Below are 20190 nucleotides of genomic sequence, written 5' to 3' on the forward strand. Positions count from 1 at the left end.
TTGACAGTCGACGGCACAGTTTTTGTAATACGTCGATGAATAACGATTTTCGGCCAGGATAAGATGATCGGTACAGAGACGCTCCGCCATCCCGGCGGTTACCGCACCGCGTGGCACAGCCATGCCACCGGACAGCTCTGGCGTATTGCAACGGGGCTGCTGGTGATTGAGACCCAACAGGGGCGTTCGGTTGTACCCGCAAACCATATTGGCTGGATCCCGCCGGGCCAGCAGCACGCCGCCTTTTCTGAAAGCGCGATAGAAGGCTGCGCTATCTATCTTGACCCTGCGTGCTGTGCAATGCTTCCCGATGCCCCCGCGCTGTTCGAGCCCGACGATCTCACTCATGCACTGTTTTCCCGCTTAAGCGTTGCAGAAAACGAGTACGATCCGCGAAAGCTCACCCTGCTGCTGGATGAGCTTGCCCTGACGCCTCAGGTGCGCTTTTATCTGCCCGTACCGACGGATCCGCGTCTGAAGAAGGTGGTCAGCCACTTGCTGCAGTGTGTCGATGATAATCAAACGGTCAACAGCCATGCCAGCCATGCCGGGATGAGCGTGCGTACGTTTAACCGTCGATTTAGCGCCCAGACGGGAATGAATTTCGTCAACTGGCGGCAGCTGGCGCGCGTCATGCAGGCAATGGAGTGGCTGGCGGCGGGGAAGCCGGTGGGATGGATTGCGCTGTCCTGCGGCTACAGCAGCGTCAGCGCATTTATTGAAGTTTTCAGATTGTGGACCGGTAAAACGCCGGGGCAGTGGGGGATTAAAAGTGGCGCTGTGGAGCCGGTTTGATTCAGGCCACATCCGGCTGGCCTGATTTCCTTTTTGCCATGATTTCTGCAATCGTTTTTATACGGCTCAACTCCTCCTGAGTCCGGGAATTAGTTTGTGCTTCCCAGATGTCGACGTTTAGCTGCAGTTTCAACCAGAATTCAATAGTGGTATCAAACGCCCTGGCCAGTCTGAATGCCATATCGGCCGTCAGTTTACGATTATTATTAACGAGAGCACTGATGGTGTTACGGTGCACGTTAAGCATTTCCGCGAGATCGCTAATTTTCAGATTGAGCGGCTCAAGATATTCATACTGCAACACATCGCCCGGCGTGGTGGGTTTGCGTAGAGCCTGTTGAAGAGTCATAGGTAATGCCTCATTTGTATGGCGTGTACTTGTGCGGAGAGAGGTAGAGATCGTCTGCTTTGCCCTCTGACCACCTGAATACCAACCTGTATTGCCTGTTAACGCGAATCGCAGAGTACCCTGCAAGCGGGGGATTCAGCGATTCATACATATTGCCTGGCGGGGATCTCAGCTCCCGGTGCGAGGTGGCAGCGTTGATCATATCCAGCTTCCTCGCTAAGGCTGATTCAAGGCTTGAAGGGATCACATTGCTTGATTTCCCGTACAGAAAAAAATCCTTAAGCCATTGATCACGAAAATGATTAATCATAGCGCTTATTAGCTCCACTCCATGAAGCTATGTGAATAGTAATGCACTCTTGCACAGTGCGCAAGTGCGTTTCGATTGGCGGCTATGTTACCCTGATGCAGGCTGAAGGAAAGCGGAAGGCGTCATTAAAAGCGGTTTCTTCGAGGCGGATTCCAGAAAAGGGGGATTGTGGTGTGGGTGCGGCATGATGCCCTCACTCCAGCCCTCTCCCACAGGGCTGAAGAATCCCCACAAATTACTGCGAGCAGCGAATCATCCCCTCGCCCCTTTGGGGAGAGGGTGAAGGGGAAGATCGTAGCCGCTGCCCGGCGAAGACTACCGCTCCCTCAGCGCCTCCTTCGCCCGGTTAAACGGCTTGATCAGATAATCCAGTACCGTTTTCTCTCCGGTCTTGATGTCCACTGTGGCAATCATCCCCGGCACGATCGAGAAATGCCTGCCCGCCTTATTCACCAGGTAATCCTGGCTGGTGCGGATAAACACGCGGTAGTAGAACACCTCCGGCTTGGCCTCGTCCTGGATAGTGTCCGGGGATATAGTCTCCACCACCCCGTGCAGCCCGCCGTAGATGGCGTAATCGTAGGCGGTGATCTTCACCAGCGCCTCCTGGTTCGGGTGGATAAAGGCGATATCGCGCGGCGAGAGGCGGGTTTCAATCAGCAGATGATCGTCCACCGGCACAATCTCCATCAGCTCGCCGTTGGGCGGGATCACGCCGCCGATGGTGGTGACTTTGATGTTTTTTACGATCCCGCGCACCGGGGATTTTACCGTCAGGCGGGTGACAGAATCCTCGCGGCCTTTGAGGATCGCCGAGACCATATCCACCTCGGCGTTGGCCTTGGATAACGCCTCGCGCGCCTGAACGTAATACTGGGAACGCACGTCGGTGAGCTTCAGCTCCAGGTCGCTTTTCTGCCGCTGCAGGCGGAGCACTTCCACGTGGCTGGCGGCGCCGGTTTTTACCAGCCGCTGGGTGATCGCCAGCTCTTTGTTTGCGAGATCTAACGCTGAACGCAGTTCACGCTGCGTGTCCTCCAGCTGCGCGCGGCGCGAATTGTAGAGCCGCGTTTCGGCGGCGGTCAGTTCGGTCCATTTCTCCAGCGAAGGCGGGAACTTCAGCGGCAGATCGTTCACCTCGGCGTACAGACGGGCGCTGGAGGCAAGCGACGCGCGGTAGCGCGCCGCGCTTTCGCCGACGTTCGATTCGGAACGTGTTGGATCCAGCCGCGCCAGCACCTGTCCGGCCTGCACCTGATCGCCTTCGTGTACGTTCAGCTCGGTGAGGATCCCCCCATCCAGCGACTGCAACACCTGCTCGCGCGAGCTGGGGATCACTTTTCCGGTTCCCGTTGAGACTTCATCCAGCATCCCAAACCACGCCCAGACGCCCAGCGCCACAAACATCAGCAGCGAAAAGATCACAATCCGCCGCGCGCCGGTATAGCCGCTTTCGGAGTCGAGCGCATTATCCAGATCGTCCATCGCCGCTACGTCACGCTGACTGATTTTCATTTTTCCACTCCCGTCCGGTTGCTGCCTGCTGCTGTTGCTGCATGCGGCTGTTGTTCAGCGCCTGCGCTTTTGGCGCGTCCATGACCAGCATCCCATCTTTCAGCACGACCACGCGCTCCACCAGCTCCAGCACCGGCACGCGGTGGGTGGCGACAACCAGCGTCCGGTTGCCGAGCCACGCCCCCAGGCGCTGGATAAATTCCCGCTCGGTGTGTTCGTCAAGGGAAGCGGTCGGCTCATCCATCAGCACGATATTCGGATCGCGCAGCAACATCCGCGCCAGCAGAATCGACTGCCGCTGCCCGCCGGACAATCCCACGCCGTTCTCCATAATCGGGTAGTCCAGCCCCTTCGGCAGCTTCTGCACAAAGCTGGCTGCGCCGCACATCTCCAGCACCTCGAAAATCTCTTCGTCGGTGGCGCGCGGCATGCCGAGGGTGATGTTCTCGCGCAGGGTGCCGTAAAACAGCCGCGCGTTCTGGGTCATAAAGCCGACGTTTCGCCGCACGTCGGCCACGTCCAGATGCGGTAGGCTGAGGTTGTCGAGCCGCAACTCGCCGGCCGCCAGATCCATGCCGCCCGCCATCGCCTGCAGGAGAGTGGATTTGCCCGCGCCGTTACGCCCGAGGATCGCCACTTTCTCGCCCGGCCTGATCTCAAGACGGTTAATGCGCAGCGCCATGCGCGGATCTTCCGGCTGATAGCGGAACTGCGCCTGCTCGAAAAGATAGTGTCCGCGCAGCACGTCCTGGCGGATCGGCGTCTCTTCACGCTGATTTTCAGTAGGAAGCTGCATAATGCTGTCCAGCCCCTCTTTGGCGGCCTTAACCTGCTGCCAGCGGGCGAGCACGCCGCACAGCGTCGCCATCGGGGCGATCATCCGGGAGGCCAGCATTGAGGCGGCCACCACCGAGCCGGTGGTTAGCGTGCCGTCAATCACCATAGGCGCGCCAACCACGATCACGGCGGCGTAAACCAGGCTCTGGACGGTCATCCCCCAGCTGATCAGGTTCTGGGTCAGCTCGCGGGTGCGCAGGCCGGATTCCGCGGTGATCTGGATATAGCTGTTCCACTGCTGCAAAAAGCGGTTCTCCGCCTGCATCAGCTTGATGTCCTCCAGCCCCTGCACGCTCTCCACCAGCACCGCGTTGCGCAGGGTGGATTCATGGGCCGACTGCTTCGCCAGCTCGGCCAGCTTCTTTTGCAGCAGCAGGCCCGGCAGCACCATGATCACTGCCGCCACCGGGGCGATCCACGCCAGCTGCGGCGCGATGATCGCCAGCACCACCACAAACAGGAAGAAGAAGGGCAGATCGACAATCGTCGAGATGGTGGAGGAGGTGACCATCTCGCGGATCTGCTCCAGCTCGCGCAGCTGAGAGATAAAGCTGCCGGTGGAGCGCGGAATGGCGCTGTGGCGCAGCCGTAACGCGTGGCCGAACACGCGATCAGAGACGCGCAGATCCGAGCGTTTGCCCAGCAGATCCATAATGTGCCCGCGCGCAACGCGCAGCACAAAGCCAAACAGGGTGGCGATCAGCACCCCGATGGTCAGCACGTAGAGCGTCGGGTAGGACTGGGCGGGGATCACACGGTCATACACCTGCATGGAAAAGACAATGCCGGAGAGGGAGAGCACATTGATAAACAGCGCCGCCAGCATCACCCAGCTGTAGGGGCGCAGGTCGCGCATTACCAGCCGGTAGAGCCAGTCCGGACGGTACTTTGAGATGTAGGCGTCCACGCGGCTGTCCTTAAGCGCGGCCAGCGGACGCAGGGCGATAACGTGGCGGATGGCGGGCAACATTGCGCTCATCGACAGGCGGTTGGTGTATGTCTTGTCGTCGAAAAAGCTGACCTCGAGCGTATCTTCTCCGTCGAAATTCTCGATCACGCCGATTTTTCCGTCGTTCAGCGCCACCACCACCGGCAGACGCCAGCTGTTGATCGACTGCTGATCGGCCGTCAGCAGCTGGAACGTCAGCCCGGCTTCACGGGCAAGCTGAGTCAGTGCGGGCACCATCGGTTTGCCTTTCAGCCACGGCGCGCCCGCGACGAGCGAGCCTGGCGAACAGGCAACGCGGTAGCGCGTGGCGACAAAGCCAAACGCCTGAGCCCACTGCTCCAGCGCCTCATCCGTCATCGTTTCCCCCTGCGGGATGTCGCGTTGCTTCATGGCTGGATCTCCACGGTCTGGATGGTGCGGTTATCAAGATCGAACGCATGACGCAATTGCCCGGTGTTATAGAGGCAGTTGAGCTGCAGCTGATGCAGCTGACCGAGGGTCTGCTGCTGGGTAAAGCGCGCCTGATAGACCTCCTGCTCGGCGTTGAGCACGTCCAGAAGCGGGCGCGAGCCGAGATCGAGATACTGCTGCTGGTAGAGCTCGCGGGTGCGGGCGCTGAGCGCCTCCTGGCGGCCCTGAATTTGCAGCGTGCTTTGCAGGCTCATGACCTGGCTGCGGGCCTCCAGCAGCTTCTGGCGGACATCGAGGCGCGTGCGCTGAATGGTCGACTGCGCCGCTTCCACCGCGTGACCGGCGGCGTTGCGTCGGGCGGTGAGTCCGCCGCCCTGATAGAGCGGCATCTGGACTTTCACCCAGGCGGAATATTGGGTGCGGTCCCGCGTTTCGTTACCCGCGTAGCGATCGTTCAGATAGTGACGGACTTCCGGCTCCAGCGAGACGGTTGGCGTCATCTGCGCGTCGGCGTAGTCAAGGTTAGCCTGAGCGACGTTCGCCTGTGCCCAGGCGGCGAGGACCGCAGGCACCAGACGATCGTCCGGCTCGGCGATATCGCAACTGCGGGCCAGCTTCTGCGGAAAGTCATTGCTGATATCGTTCAGGCTGTTCCAGCCGAGAAAGCTCATCAGCGTGGCGCGGGCGCTGTCGAGGCTGGCCTGATACTGCATCAGCTGGGCGCGCGCCCCTTCAATGCGCGCGTCGGTCTGCACCACGTCAGACAGGGAAGTGGCCCCTTCGTCGTTACGCTGGCGGGTCAGGGTGCCTATTGATGAGAGGGCGTCAAGCTGCTCTTTGGCGGTGTCGACCATCTGCTGCCAGGTTTGCACCTGCACCATGGCGATAGCGGTATCGTGGGCGATGGTGTCGATGCTGACCAGCACGTTGGCCTGCTGCTGGGCGACCCCGGCGTTTTCGGCCCGCACCTGGCTTGCCACTTTGCCGAAGTCGTAGAGCATCTGTGAAAGAGAGAGCACCAGCGACGGCGTAAAGCCGTTCTGGTCGCCGTCGTGGGAATACCCGTTGTCCATGCCGGCGTTGATTTGCGGATAGTATTTCGATTTGGCGACGTCGACCTCTTCGTTCTGTTCGTAGAGTTTGCCCACGGCTTCAGCGATCGCCGGGTGCCAGGTGACGGCGCGATTAACGGCCTCGCCAAGCTGTAGTGAACCGGGAGCGGCTTTGCCTGCCACCGGGGCGACGCGGCCATTCAGTGAGGGGAGTTCCTGCGTTTCGCGGAGCTGTCCGGTATTGATGGTTGCCGCCGGGTTTGCCGCGATGGCGGGTACAGATATCAGGCAGCACGAGAGCCACCAGTAAGGCATCTTTATTCCCATGTCTTGTCCCTAATAAATAAGTACAGCTTTATTATTTATGCCCGGGCGCTGTGCGCCCGGGTCATGTCCTGCAGGTGCTATCAGGTAATGATGTGTTGCTGGTTCACAAGCTCGTCGTACGTGGTCTGCACGTTATCAAGCGTAACGAGTGCAGTATTAGTGTAGGTGCTCCCTGCGCCGTCACGGTCGATGGAGATCACAGTGTTGCTACCGCTTTGCGTGACATTGATATAATTCCCCAGCGAGGCGGTATTACCGTCCCAGCCCACCAGCAGATCGCCAATGTCGATCTTGTCTCCCTGCGCCAGGGAGAAGTTCGTCCAGTGGTCGCCGCCAGCGCTGGTGATGTTGCCCCCCGTCGCGTTGCCCGCCGTGCTGTTCAGCACCTGATAAATCAGCGTGTCGCCGTAGGCCGTACCGCTAATCACATCGTTATGCTCCGAACTGATAAATTTCGGCGCCATGTTGATGGTCAGCGACGCGGTGTCCGTGGTGCCGTTGGCATCGGTCAGGGTGTAGTTAAAGACCTCCTTCGTGGTAATGGTAGAGAGCGATATCCCCGGGTTGAGCGTATAGGTGTAACTGCCGTCTGCGGCAATCGCCAGCGTGCCGTAGTGACCCGTGATGCTCGACTGCGTGCTGCCGGTGTAGGGATCCAGCGTAGTGGTAACGCCGTCGTAGCCGGTAATGCTCACGCGGGTATCCACCGAGTGCAGCTGGTCCATCGTCCCTGCGGAACCAGTGCCGTCGAAAATGTTGCCGTCAACGGTGTGGGTGCCCGTGGCGTCGAACTGCGACAGCGAGTAGCTTGTGCCGGTGACGCTTGGGGTGATGGTGATATTTCCTACTCCCAGCGGCCCCATTCTGCCTGTATAGCTCAGGGTGTAGGTCCCCGCCTCCAGGTCGAGACCCGTCAGGTTGACCGTTGCCGTGCCGCCCAGCAGCAGCCCGCCGTTGAACGAGCCGGTTCTGACGGTGGTGGCGCCGTTGGTCAGCGTCCAGTCAACCGTCAACCCTGTAAGCGTCAGCAACGAGGCGACGTTAAACGACAGCACCACGTTGTGCAGCGCGGTATTGGCATCCACCACGAAGGTGCCGGAGCCGGAGCCCTGGGTTGAAGCGAGCAGCGCGGCGTTCCAGCTCGCCGACCCGACGGTTGTATCCGAGTACGCGGCGGTGTGGTGTACCGACGTCACGTCCATCGCGGTGCTGACATCATTCACCGCATTCATCGGCTGCGCGGTTGGGGTGATGTTGATCGAAGCCGTGTCTTTCGTGCCGTCCGGCGCGGTAATGGTGTAGACGAAGGTATCCGGGGTGCTGATGTGGTCAACGCCGACGCCGCTATTCAGGGTGTAGGTGTACTCCCCGGCCGCGTTGATGCTCAGCGTACCGTACTCGCCGGTAATGTTCGTCAGACCGCTGCTGTTCACCGCTACGCCATTAACTTCCGTCACCAGCGTGCCGACTGGCGCAATATCATCCGACAGAACGTCCCCGGTAGTGCTCGCGCTGACGCTCGCCACGCTGTAGACATGATCCTGCAGCACGTCCAGCGTGTAGGCCGTCAGGGCGGTGATCCCCGCAGCCGTATTCAGCAGGAACAGGTACTCACCGGCCGGCAGTTGCAGCGTCAGCTGAGGCGAGGTGCCGCCCAGCAGCGGCGCGCGCAGCCAGCCTGGTTCAACGCGCATCTGCTCGAAGGTCTGGGTCGCGTTGTTGAACTTATAGACGTACAGATCAAACACCGACGCCAGCGCCACGCCGCCCACGGAGGCCTGGATGGTCATGGTGCGGGTAGTGCCTTCCTCCACGTTATAGATGATGGGATTGGTCATATCGTCCAGCAGGTTCAGCCCCAGCGTGTTGCCGAGATTGATTCCCACCAGGGTAAAGCCGCCCTGGGACGACGTACCGTTGTCAATCGCGTTGACGGTGGTATCGAAGGTCAGCGAGTTCGTATCGTCAACCGCGACAATACCGCTGGTGGCGGTACCGGTGCCCAGCGACAGCACCAGATTCGCCGACGCGCTGACGCCGTTATGCGTGATGGTGTAGCTGAAGCTCTCCGTCCGGCCAATCACCGATGCGCTGGTGTTGGTCAGATCGTAGGTGTAACTGCCGTCGCGGTTAATGGTCAGCGTACCGTACTGACCCTGGATCACCGTGCCGTCGGCAGTGACGCTGGTGGTGACACCCTGGGCGTTGGTGACGGCCGTGACCGTTGCCCCTGCCGGAGCGTTGTCGCTGCCTGCGGTTGGGTCAACGTCGGTGATCACGTTACCGCCGAGGCTGGTGTCGCCCGTAACGGTGCCCGGCCCGGTCTCTTTCACCGCCACGTCGAGGCTGGTGTAGGAGCCGGTTGCCAGCAGGTTGGTGTTATAGCTCAGCACGCGGTAGTTGCCGTCCGCCAGCCCGGTCAGGTTCAACGACACGCCGGTTGCGCCGAGGGTCAGCAGGTCGGCAAACTGCGGCTGTCCGGTATCGACTACGGTAGTCCAGGTGTTGTTAACGGTGTCAAAGCGCTGAACCACCAGCTCAAGGGTGTTGAGCAGAGAGAGCACCGCGCCCGTGGCGTTGGCGTTCACGACGATATCCGCGCTGCCGCCGCTGCCCACGGTGAAATTGACCTGAGCGGTGTCATTACCGAGCAGCGTCAGGACGTTGCCCACGGCACCGACCAGCAGGAAGCCGTAGTCGCTGTACTGGCTGTTGGTGACGGTGGCCGTGGTGCTGAGATCCAGCTCTTCGACATTATTGCTGGCGGAGAGCGGCACCACTGGCGCAAGCGCCGAGCCGGGCTGCGAGATATTGCCCGCCGCGTCGGTGGCGGTGATTTGCAGCGTCTGGCCTTCAGTCTGTTTGTTTACGAAGGTGTAGCTGTACGTGCCGTTGCTGCCCGCTGTGGTCGTGACCGTCGAGCCGTCCGTGAGTCGGATGGTGACGGTACTGCCTGCTTCAGCATTCCCGGTTAATACGCTACCGTCGGCGTTGAAGGTTCCGGTTGGGGCCGTTGGCGCGGTCAGATCGACGATAATCGTCGTCACGGCCGATGCCGGGCTGGTGTTGCCTGCGGCATCGGTGGCCGTGGCGGTGAAGTTGTGGGTGCCCTGCGTCAGCGTGGTGGTTTCCGGCAGCGTCCAGTTGCCATTGCCGTCGGCGGTGACGGTGCCCACCAGCGTGATGCCATCGTAGATCCGTACCGTTGCATTCGCTTCGGCGGTCCCGCTCAGCGCCGGACGCGTGTCGTTGGTCGGGTTGGTACCGGTTACCGGACCGATGACGCTACCGACATCATCAATTACCGAGCTGATGACCGGCGCTGCCGGGGCAAGGGTATCGACGTTAATCGTGTACCCGGCGGTTGGCGCGCTGGCATTGCCCGTCGCATCGGTGGCGGTAAAGGTCAACGTGTGCGGGCCGTTGCCCAGCGCCGGAGAAGGCGTATAGCTCCACGCCCCGCCGGTGGCGATCACGCTGCCGATCTGCACGCCGTTATCGAAGATTTTCACCGTAGAACCCGCTTCCGCCGTACCGCTGAGGGTTGGCTGCGCGTCGTTGGTTATTCCTCCGTTCGCGACTGGCGTTGCCGCATTGCCGACGTCATCCAGAATGCTGGTGAGCACCGGCAGCGCTGGCGGCGCGGTGTCAATCGTCAGACTGAAGCTTGCGGACGACGCGCTGGTGTTGCCTGCGGCATCCGTAGCCTGCGCGGTGAAGCTGTGCGCCCCCTCTGTCAGCGTGGTATTGAGTAAGATACTCCAGCTGCCGCTGCCGTCTGCGGTGCCCGTCCCGACCAGCGTGGTTCCCTCATAGATATTCACGGTGGCAAACGGTTCGCTGGTTCCGACCAGCCGCGGTACGGTGTCGTCGGTCGTCTGCCCGGACGTGATTGGCCCGGTAATGCTCCCTACATCGTCAATCGCCTGGCTGATAACCGGCGCGGTGGGTGCCGTGCTATCGACAACCAGCGTAAAGCCTGGCGAGGCGGGGCTGATGTTCCCTGCGGCATCGGTGACCGTGGCGGTCCAGGTGTGGCTGCCAGCCGCCAGTGGCGTGGACGGCGTAAAGCTCCATGCTCCGGTACCGTCTGCCAGTGCGGTGCCGACAGGCTGCCCGTTTTCATAGATGGTGACCGTAGCGTTGGCCGTCGCGGTGCCGCTCAGCGTTGGCGTGGTGTCGTCGGTGCTTTGCCCGGAAGTGAGCGGGGTTTGAATACTGCCCACGTTATCTGCCGCGGCTGAAATGACCGGCGCAGACGGCACGCCCGTATCCACCGTCAGGTTAAACGGTGCCGTTGCAGTACCCACGTTGCCCGCCGCGTCGGTGGCGTTGAAGGTAATGGCATGCGGTCCGTCGATCAGATCGGTACCCGGCGTGAAGGTCCAGCTGCCCTGGGCATTGACCACGGCGGTGCCAATTTCGTTGCCATCAACAATCACGTGCACCGTAGAACCCACGTCGCCCGTACCGTTGAAGGTCGGACGCGCGTCGTTAGTGCTGTTACCCGACGTGAGCGTCCCCGTGATCGGTGCGACATCGTCAATCACGCTGGTCACCACCGGCACGCCGGGGCCTGCGGTATCGACGGTGAAGGCGAAGACCGACGAGTTCGCCGAGGCGTTGCCCGCGGCATCCGTTGCGTACGCGCGCAGGGAGTAGCTGCCGTCGTCCAGCGGCGTGGTCGGGGTGAAGGACCAGTTACCGTTTACGTCGACGGTCGTCGTACCCAACTGCGTACCGTTATTCATGATGTAGATGGTGCTGCCTGCCTGTCCGGTGCCGCTAATCGTTGGGGTGTTGTCGTTGGTCGCCTGCCCGCTGGTGAGGTTGCCCGTGACGCCGCCAGGGACGTTATCACTTACCGTATCCAACGTTGGAACCGTCGGCGCCGTGAGGTCAACCACCACGCTCCACGGGGCGGAGGCCAGGCTCAGGTTACCCTGCGGATCGGTTGCCTGAACCGTGAACGCGTGTGGCCCTTCGACAAGCGCGGTCTCTGGCGTAAAGCTCCACGCGCCGGTGCCATCAGCCGTAACCACGGCAATCTGGGTAGCGCCATCGAAAATGGTCACGATGCTGTTTGCGTCCGCTGTCCCCGAAAGGGTTGGCGTGGCGTCGTTCGTTTCGCTGCCGCTGGCTACCGGGGTGGCGGTATTGCCCACATTATCCGTTACGTTGGTGATGACCGGCGTGGTGGAAATGGAATCCACCACGATGGTGAAGTCCGCCGAAGGACCGCTCTGATTTCCCGCCGGATCGGTCTCGCGGATGGTCAGAACATTACTGCCTTCTGGCAGGGCGGGCGTGGTGTAGCTCCAGGTGCCGGTATTACCAACCACCACGCTGTCCAGCAGCACGCCGTTGTTGTAGATGGAGATGGTGTCACCCACCGCGCCGGTGCCGGTGAGGGTCGGCTGGCTGTCGTTGGTGGTCTGGCCGCTGGTCAGCGGACCGGTGACAGGACCCACGTCGTCAATGACCGAGCCAATGGTTGGCGTGCCCGGCGCGGTCAGATCGACGGTTACGCTGGCCGCCGGAGAGCGGCCGCTGGTGGCACCGTTGAGGGTCGCGGTCACCTCAAAGGTGTGCAGCCCCTCGCCAAGCGCGGCCGGCGTATAGCTCCAGTTGCCGCTGCCGTCGGCAGTCACCGTTGTTAATGGCGTCGTGCTACCGTCCTGATAGATAGTAATCACGCTGCCCGCTTCGGCCGTACCGGTAAGCGTTGGCGTGGTGTCGTTGGTGGTTTTGCCTTTCACATCGCCGGTGACCGGGTCCACGTCATCGACGATGGCCGTAATAACGGGAACCTGCGGCAGCTCAAGCGGCGAGTCGGTGACGATAAAAGGCACGTCAGCGCTGGCATTTCCTGCGGCGTCCGTGGCGGTCACGGTCAGCGTGGTTGGGTCCAGCTGCGCCGGGCTCAGCGCAATGGAGAAGCTGCCGTCGCTGCCGACAACGCCAGTACCAATGACCGTAGTACCGTTTGTCACGGTAATGATGCTGCCCGCTTCACCGGTACCGGTCAGCGGTGTTCCTTCATCTGGCAGGCTCATGTTGCCCGGATCTGCCGGGGCAACGGTATCTACCGTCACGCTCACCGGTGCGGAACTCCCTGAAATATTGCCCGCCGGATCGCTGGAAGATACGGTGAAGGCATACTGGCCATCCGGTAGCGTTGTGCCTGCGGTCCAGCTCCAGCTGCCGTCCGACTGTATCGTTACCGGTGCTCCTGACGGGGTACCGTCGATGGAGACGATAACGGTGGCGCCGGGCTCGCCGGTCCCGGTCAGGGTCGGCGTGCCGTCATTCGTATAAAGCAGGTTATTAGACAGCTGGCTGCCCTCAACCTCGGTAATGGCCGGGACTTCAGGCGCAAGGGTATCGAGCGTGACGGAAACGACCGGGCTCGGCGCGCTGACGTTACCCGCGGCATCGACTCCCGCAACGGTGATGTTCAGCAGGCCGTCCTGCTGTGGTGGCAGGACAAAGCTCCATTCTCCGTTAACGACATCGACACGTCCTACCTCAACGCCGTTGTTGTAAACGATGACCGTGTCGCCAGTCGTGCCGGTACCTCCGACGGTTGGCGTCGCATCGGTGATTAAGCCCCCATTCGGCTGGCCCCCGACGGCGTCAAATACCGGGACATCCGGTGCTACGGTATCCACGGTAATCGTAATCGCTGGCGACGGGTCAGAGACGTTGCCCGCCTCATCGGTGGCGGTGGCGGTATAGACGTGGCTGCCTTCCCCAATATTACTGTCAGGACGCCAGCTCCAGTTGCCGTTGCTGTCTACCGTCACGGTGCCCACGATGGTCGGTGTGCCGTTAACGGTATCAGTGATGTTGATAACGTCATTCGCCGTACCGGTGCCGCTCAGGACCGGGCGCGGATCGTTGGTGGTTCCGCCATCGGGAACGGGGCCGGTTATCTGGCTGACGCTATCGGTAATCACCGGTGCTGCTGGTGCTATTGGCGCATCGGTATCAATGGTGATGGTGACCGGCTGGGACGGGGCGCTTTCGTTGCCCGTGCCGTCCATATTGGTGACGGTCAGGGTAATGTCATAGGTGCCGTTAGGCAGCGGGGTAGCTGGCGTCCAGGTCCAGTTGCCGGTGCCGTCCACGAGCACATCATCAAGCTTGACCCCACCGTTGTAGATGGTCACGGTATCGCCCGGATTGCCGGTGCCGCTCAGGGTCGGCGTGGTGTCGCGGGTGGTTTCTCCCGGGTTCAGCGGCGTTTCTGTACCGTCAGGATTGACGGTGATTGCCGGGATATCCGGCGTGGCTGGCGGAACGGTATCTACCGTCAGTTCAAACGGCGTTGAGATGGTGGTATTGCCCGCGGCATCCGTGGCATGCACCGTCAGCGTATGCGGGCCGTCGGTGAGCGGGATAACGGGGGTAAAGCTCCAGCCGCCGCTGCCGTCGAGGGTCGCGGTGCCGAGCAGGGTGGTTCCGTCATAGACGGTAATCACCGCATCTGCCGGCGCGGTGCCGCTCAGGGTCGGCGTGGTGTCGTCGGTGGTGTCGCCGCTGGTAAGCGGCCCGTTAACGCCGCCCACGTCATCGGTTACGGTGGCGATGGTGGCCGCCGCTGGCGGCGTGGTATCGACGGTCAGGGTAAAGCCGCCTGACGGCTGGCTGGTATTACCCGCTCCATCGGTGGTGACAGCGGTAAAGGTATAGGTGCCGTTAACAAGCGGTGTGGTTGGGGTATAGGTCCACGTGCCGCTGCTGTCGATCACAATGGTAGTGAGATCGACGCCATCCTGGCGGATGGTGACGATTGAGCCCGGCTCCGCGGTGCCGTTGAGCGTCGGCGTGGTGTCATTGGTGCTGTCGCCAGAGTTGAGCGCGCCGAGGCGCTCTGGCACGTCATCCACCACCTGGGTAATGACCGGCGCATCCGGGGCAACGCTGTCAATGATGATGCCCCAGCTGTTGGAAACGCCGCTAATGTTGCCCGCCGCGTCAGTTGCGACGGCGGTCAGGGTATGTTGACCCTCAGCGATCGGGGTGTCCGGAGTAATGCTCCACGCGCCGAGGCCATCGGCGACGGTGGTTCCAATATCAACCCCATCCACGCGGATGGTGACCGTGGCGTTGGCCTCGGCGGTACCGCTGAGCGTCGGGGTTGAATCATTGGTGGTCTCATTGAGGTCGAGCGAGCCGGTTCGTTCAGGCACATCGTCAACGACCTGCGTAATCACCGGGGCGGCTGGCGCCGTCCCGTCGACGATAATGGTCCACGCGTTCGATTGTCCGCTCGGGTTACCGGCGGCATCCGTTGCCGTCGCCGTCAACACGTACGTGCCATCGGCCAGCGGAGAGGGCGGCGTAAAGCTCCACAGGCCGGATGAGGGGACGGCCACCGTGCCGATGATATCGCTGCCGTTGAAAATCGTGATGGTCGAACCGGGTTCGCCCGTGCCGTTCAGGGTCGGCGCCCGGTCGTTGGTCAGCCCATTCTGGTCCACGGGACCGGTTGTGTTCAGCACGTCGTCAATCACCGACACGATAACCGGGGCCTGCGGTGGGCTGATATCCGGCGCTGCTGCGGAGGTTGCTGGCCCCGTGTTGCCCGCAGCGTCGGTGGCGTCTGCGGTCAGGATTTCGCCGTTGAGCTTAGGCGGGGTCAGCGTCAGGCTAAAGTTGCCCTCGCTGTCGGCCACCGGGGTGCCAAGGATAGCGTCGCCTTCACGGATGGTTACCGTGCAGCCAGGCTCCGCGGTGCCGGTGATGGTGCCGCCATCATTCGATACGACGAGGTCGCCGGGGGCCAGCGGCGGCGTGGTGTCCACGGTGAAGATGATCGGCTCTGAGGCCGCACTCTGGTTTCCGGCTGCATCGGTTTCAACGACGGTTATCGTGTGCGTTCCGTCCGCGAGCGGGCCGTCTGGCGTGACGCTCCAGGTGCCGTTCGGCAGCACCGTTGTGGTTCCAACCGCGACGCCGTTATCGTAGATAGTGATTGTGCCACCGGGCTCGCCCGTTCCCGCCAGGATCGGCTTTGACGCATCGGTAGGCGTGCCTGCGGTTATGGTTCCTCTGATCGCACCCGTATCGTCGGTCAGCACAATCGCGGTTGGCGCGGTCGGCGGGGTAAGATCCACGGTGAGGGTAAATATCGGTGAGGCCGGTCCGAGGTTGCCGGCGGCGTCGGTTGCCCGCACGGTAATCTGGTGGGTGCTTTCAGTCAGATCGGTTGACGGGGTAAATGTCCAGGTGCCGTTGCTGGCGACGAGCGCCGTGCCAATGGCGACTCCGCCGTCATAGATGGTTACGGTGGAGCCCGCCTCCGCGGTGCCGCTGAGCTGCGGGCGTGGATCGTTGGTGCTGCCGCCGTTTGTGACCGACCCCGTTTGAGGATCAATATCGTCCGTCACGCTGCCGATCGTTGGGGCATCGGGTGCGGTGAGATCCGGCGCCGTAATCGTTGTGCCCTGGCTGGTATTCCCGGCCGCATCCGTTGCGGTGGCGGTCACCTGTTCGCCGTTGGTCAGCGGAGTACCGAGAGACACGGTAAAGTTGCCGTCACTGCCGGTTTTTCCGGTGCCAAGGACGTTGCCGTTCGCGTCTTTCAGCGTGATGGTACTACCGGGCTCGGCGGTACCGGTGACGCTTTTACCGTCCGACGAGAACTGAAGGCTGGAGGGTGCATTCGGCGGTGTTGTATCCGGGTTGGTGGGATCGACTGGCGTACTGGGGTTAGGGTTAGGATTGTTGTTATTCCCATCATCGTCATCCCCGCCGCCGCCGCTGGAGCTTGCCACCGCCGCGATGGCGCCAGCCGCGACAATGCCGCCCAGCGCCCACGGCCAGATGGCGGCACCACCTGCATCACTCCCGGATGCGGCCAGCAAGGCGTCCGTGGACGCGATGGATTCGTACGTGGCGGCCCCGGTGGGATCTTCAATCCACCATAACGCACCGTCACTCTCCTGGAGCACCAGCTGGCTCACGCCCTGTGCGTCGGTGACATAGAAATTTTTAAGGGTGATCACTTCCCCTGAGTGCAGTGTCACCACCAGATCGTTACCACTTCGCGCGAAGTGGGAGACATCGGCTCGCTCTACATGAAGCTCAACGATAGAGGAATGGCTCAGCGTAACCTGTGTGCCTTCCGTAGTCGTTTCCACGCCAGTGAGTTTTGATATAACAGAGATTTGGCTCATTTAGGTATTACTCCAGCAGAGTTATCGTGAACGACGAGCAAGACGAGCCATCTCTGGAGAAGGTAAAGGGCGCCCCCGGCGGAGTTACTGTTTTTTAAACAGCACTCACCGTCTTTTTTAGAGCGAACGATGCCCGCCAGGATTCAGAGTGGCAACATCAGAGCGAATGTAATTACTTACGAGACAGAATGTTTGTTATGCGTATTTTGTGCCTTATAAAACCCTGTAATTAATAGAGGATTTGGTTTTGAGGATATAAAAATGATATAGCCAGAAAACGGTGAATGTGCAAATTAAGCTTTCGTAAATAAAGAGGTAGGTCGTAAAGAGGCCATTAATTTATTGATGAGGTTTATGTATTTATTTTATTATTAGATTGTTTTTGTTGGATTTTTTCTGATTGCGGTATGCTTTTTTATTTATGTTTTAGATGTAATTGAATAATTGGTAGTGACGTTTTTGAATGCAATTAAAAATGTTATTATTTAAAGCTGCTTAATCATGGTTTAAGTTAGGATAACATTCTTGATGTAGGATATATTATATTGATAGGGATTTAAAATATATTCTTATGTGGTGTTGGAATTATGCTACTGCGAGCAGGAAATATAATACCTGCTGTATTTTCAATACGGTCATTCATTTACCTGATACTGAGGGCGAAAAAAATGACCACAGGGATGGGCATCCGGACATTTGCATCAATCCTCTCTGTCGTCATAAGGCGGCGAACAAAAAGGGGCATATATACACGACGTATCGCTTTTATTCGAAGTAATAAAAAAGGCCGCTAACGCGGCCCTGAGGTGAGTGTGTCGGTTATTCAGTAACTTTCTTTTCCAGCTCGCTGGCACCTTCTTTGGTTTTGTTCCAGCCTTTCTCTGCGCCTTCTTTAGTGGCATCCCACCCCTTCTCGGTGCCTTCTTTGGTTTTATGCCAGGCTTTCTGGGAATCTTCGCTGACTTTGCTGCCCAAGCTTTCGCTCTTACCTTCCGCAGCATGCTGCTGTTTCAGCTTCAGCTCTTCGCCTTTGTTCTGCTCTTCGTGCAGTTTTTGCTTCGCTTCGTTGGCGTTTGCGTTCGCCGCAGCGACGGTATCGTCAGTTGCATGTGTGGTCGCAGCAAATACTGGGGAAGCCAGCAGAACGGCAGATAATGCGATAATTGTTTTTTTCATAATATCCTCATTTAACGTTATCGGTTATGAGCGTGATTCATCATGGCACAGACGAAGCGGGGTGGCTTTAGGAAAAAACTGTAATGAGATCAAAGTACCCAGGCAAGCGCCCCTTGCTTGAGGATCACCCGAAGGATAAAAAACCTATTTCTATGAGGGCTGCAAGGGTCAGCAGAATAAAGAAAATAACGACCATGGGTCTGTACATTTTAAGGCTCCATCCTTGTGTGATGTCTTGTCCAGCGTACGAGATACATCGTTAAGCCATCCCCGGCACGACATATCCCCTGAGTGAATTGTGTCCGTTTTTACTTTTCCATGGGAGGAGGGCGGTGTCGTTGATGTTTATCAAAGGGCAGCAGCAGGGTAAGGAAAATCTGCATGAAAGTTACTGGCCTTTTTAGCGTTTAACGCTTTACGTTGCCGCTGGCTGTCGCCACTGGCGGACGTGCTCGATCAGGGCTCTTAGCTTGGGCGCCATATTGTGACGCTGGGGGAAATAGAGATAAAAGCCTGGAAAAGACGGAAGAAACGCATCCAGCAGGGCAACAAGCTGCCCCGTTTCAATATACGGAGTGAATGTATCCTCCGTGGCTAAGGTTATGCCGCCGCCAGCCAGTGCCAGGCTGAGCATAAGGCGCAGATCGTTTGTGGTGATCTGCGGTTCAATCGCCACATCGAAAGGAACGCCCGCCTCCTCAAATTCCCAGCGATAGGGGGCAACGTCCGGGGCTGGGCGCCAGCCGATACACCGGTGAGCCACCAGCTCGCGGGGGTGCTCAGGTACGCCGTGAGTCGCCAGATAGGACGGTGAAGCCACCACCCTCTCACGCTGCTGACCCGTAAGGGGAACGGCGATCATGTCTTTTTCAATAACTTCACCCAGCCTTACCCCGGCGTCATAGCCCGCCGCCACGATATCGAACTCCTCGTCCGACACGAAGATATCAAGCGATACCGCAGGATGCGTAGCCGCAAACGAAGCGAGCAGCGGGCCAGAGAGAAACGCTTCCGCGATTGAGGTGACCGCGATTCTGAGCTGGCCGCGCGGTGTGCTGTCCGACGCGACGTCTTCAAATGCCGCTTCAATATTGGCGATGGGGGCCTGCAACGATTTACGCAGCCGTTCCCCTGCTTCAGTGAGGCTTACCGAGCGCGTGGTGCGCATCACCAGCAGGGTTTGAAAACCATCTTCAAGACGCCTAATCCCCTGGCTGACAGCGGAGCGGGTTATGCCCAGCCGCGCGGCGGCAGCGCTAAAGCTACGCTCCTCGGCGACCGCCAGAAAAACGGGTAACAGATTGAGATCGATTTTCATTGTTTAATATTGCTAACCAGTGAGTCCAGTAAATGCAGGATACAAGAAACAATGGTGAGTATCTATTATCACGTTGAACTCAACGTAAGGAGCAAAACATGAACAAAGTTATCTTAATTACCGGTGCATCAAGCGGTATCGGAGAAGGTATTGCCAGAGAGTTAGGCAAGGCAGGCGCGAACGTTTTCCTGGGCGCTCGCAGGCTGGATCGCATCAACGCCCTGGCTGCTGAAATCCGCAGTGCAGGGGGGGAAGCAGAGGCCGCAGTCTTAGACGTTACCAGCCGCCAGTCGATGGCTGACTTCGTACAGGCAGCGCGTGAAAAGTGGGGCCGCATTGACGTGCTGATTAACAACGCGGGCATCATGCCTCTTTCTCCGCTTTCGGCAGGCAAGCAGGATGAGTGGGAGCGCACCATTGACGTGAATATCAAAGGCGTGCTGTGGGGGATAGGCGCCGTTCTGCCGATTATGGAAGCCCAGGGGTCGGGACAAATCATTAATATCGGCTCGATTGGTGCCTTGTCCGTGGTGCCCACGGCTGCTGTCTACTGTGCCACCAAATTCGCCGTACGGGCGATTTCGGATGGTTTACGTCAGGAAAGTTCGAACATCCGCGTGACCTGCGTTAACCCTGGGGTAGTGGAAAGCGAACTGGCCTCGACCATTACGCACCCGGAAACCATGGCGGCGATGGACGCGTACCGTGCTATTGCCCTCAAACCTGCTGATATCGCCCGCGCTGTGCGCCACATCATCGAGGCGCCTGAGAGTGTCGATACAACAGAAATTACGATCAGACCGACGGCATCTGCGAACTAACGTTGCGGATGAAAAATGCAGGTTAGCGCAGCTGGTTTACAACAGATCTGACTGGTCTGCGAATCCAGACTACGCTTGCTAAAAAATGGTCGTCTGAATTTCGGTTGTGACGTTCATACTGAATGCTTAGATTCATTTTCAATCTA

Annotated in this window: 10 protein-coding genes; 2 read left to right on the top strand and 8 right to left on the bottom strand. The window is 59.5% G+C overall.

Annotation, left to right across the window (positions count from 1 at the left end; translation table 11 throughout):
- Positions 1–63 precede the first annotated feature (63 nt).
- Entirely contained in the window at positions 64–795 is a 732-nt protein-coding gene (locus HBA26_RS10745) for a helix-turn-helix transcriptional regulator (RefSeq protein ID WP_126344984.1), read from the top strand.
- A 1-nt stretch (position 796) separates the two neighbouring features.
- Here the strand turns inward: HBA26_RS10745 and HBA26_RS10750 are convergent, their stop codons facing one another.
- The 8 genes from HBA26_RS10750 to HBA26_RS10785 form a co-directional block, all read right to left on the bottom strand.
- Complete coding sequence (locus HBA26_RS10750; RefSeq protein WP_126344985.1) at positions 797–1144, bottom strand: HigA family addiction module antitoxin; 348 nt, start codon at positions 1142–1144, stop codon at positions 797–799.
- 10 nt (positions 1145–1154) lie between these two features.
- A complete protein-coding gene (locus HBA26_RS10755) occupies positions 1155–1454 on the bottom strand; it encodes a type II toxin-antitoxin system RelE/ParE family toxin (protein ID WP_048957972.1) in 300 nt (99 codons plus the stop codon).
- Positions 1455–1769: 315 nt separating this feature from the next.
- Entirely contained in the window at positions 1770–2939 is a 1170-nt protein-coding gene (locus HBA26_RS10760) for an HlyD family efflux transporter periplasmic adaptor subunit (RefSeq protein ID WP_088204896.1), read from the bottom strand.
- A gap of 10 nt (positions 2940–2949) precedes the next feature.
- Positions 2950–5145: a type I secretion system permease/ATPase gene (locus HBA26_RS10765; RefSeq protein ID WP_028014148.1), complete on the bottom strand. Its 2196-nt coding sequence runs from the start codon at positions 5143–5145 to the stop codon at positions 2950–2952.
- Positions 5142–6545, bottom strand: coding sequence for a TolC family outer membrane protein (locus HBA26_RS10770; RefSeq protein ID WP_041908566.1), 1404 nt, complete (start codon positions 6543–6545; stop codon positions 5142–5144). Before HBA26_RS10770 ends, HBA26_RS10765 begins: the two co-directional genes overlap by 4 nt.
- Positions 6546–6625: 80 nt before the next feature.
- On the bottom strand, positions 6626–16729 hold the full coding sequence (locus tag HBA26_RS10775) for a BapA/Bap/LapF family large adhesin (RefSeq protein WP_166720903.1): 10104 nt from the start codon (positions 16727–16729) through the stop codon (positions 6626–6628).
- 819 nt (positions 16730–17548) lie between these two features.
- Entirely contained in the window at positions 17549–17905 is a 357-nt protein-coding gene (locus HBA26_RS10780; protein ID WP_014884928.1) for a hypothetical protein, read from the bottom strand.
- A 415-nt stretch (positions 17906–18320) separates the two neighbouring features.
- On the bottom strand, positions 18321–19223 hold the full coding sequence (locus HBA26_RS10785; protein ID WP_126344987.1) for a LysR family transcriptional regulator: 903 nt from the start codon (positions 19221–19223) through the stop codon (positions 18321–18323).
- Between the two features lie 98 nt (positions 19224–19321).
- Here HBA26_RS10785 and HBA26_RS10790 point away from each other — a divergent pair, with 98 nt between their 5' ends.
- Positions 19322–20044, top strand: coding sequence for an SDR family oxidoreductase (locus HBA26_RS10790; RefSeq protein ID WP_047367534.1), 723 nt, complete (start codon positions 19322–19324; stop codon positions 20042–20044).
- The last annotated feature ends 146 nt before the right edge of the window (positions 20045–20190 follow it).

Source organism: Enterobacter sp. 725m/11 (assembly GCF_011683705.1).
Lineage (GTDB): Bacteria > Pseudomonadota > Gammaproteobacteria > Enterobacterales > Enterobacteriaceae > Enterobacter > Enterobacter bugandensis.

Coding starts and splice junctions, on each gene's coding strand:
- HBA26_RS10745 (WP_126344984.1), top strand. CDS start 64: ATGATCGGTACAGAGACGCTCCGCCATCCCGGCGGTTACCGCACCGCG.
- HBA26_RS10750 (WP_126344985.1), bottom strand. CDS start 1,144: ATGACTCTTCAACAGGCTCTACGCAAACCCACCACGCCGGGCGATGTG.
- HBA26_RS10755 (WP_048957972.1), bottom strand. CDS start 1,454: ATGATTAATCATTTTCGTGATCAATGGCTTAAGGATTTTTTTCTGTAC.
- HBA26_RS10760 (WP_088204896.1), bottom strand. CDS start 2,939: ATGGACGATCTGGATAATGCGCTCGACTCCGAAAGCGGCTATACCGGC.
- HBA26_RS10765 (WP_028014148.1), bottom strand. CDS start 5,145: ATGAAGCAACGCGACATCCCGCAGGGGGAAACGATGACGGATGAGGCG.
- HBA26_RS10770 (WP_041908566.1), bottom strand. CDS start 6,545: ATGGGAATAAAGATGCCTTACTGGTGGCTCTCGTGCTGCCTGATATCT.
- HBA26_RS10775 (WP_166720903.1), bottom strand. CDS start 16,729: ATGAGCCAAATCTCTGTTATATCAAAACTCACTGGCGTGGAAACGACT.
- HBA26_RS10780 (WP_014884928.1), bottom strand. CDS start 17,905: ATGAAAAAAACAATTATCGCATTATCTGCCGTTCTGCTGGCTTCCCCA.
- HBA26_RS10785 (WP_126344987.1), bottom strand. CDS start 19,223: ATGAAAATCGATCTCAATCTGTTACCCGTTTTTCTGGCGGTCGCCGAG.
- HBA26_RS10790 (WP_047367534.1), top strand. CDS start 19,322: ATGAACAAAGTTATCTTAATTACCGGTGCATCAAGCGGTATCGGAGAA.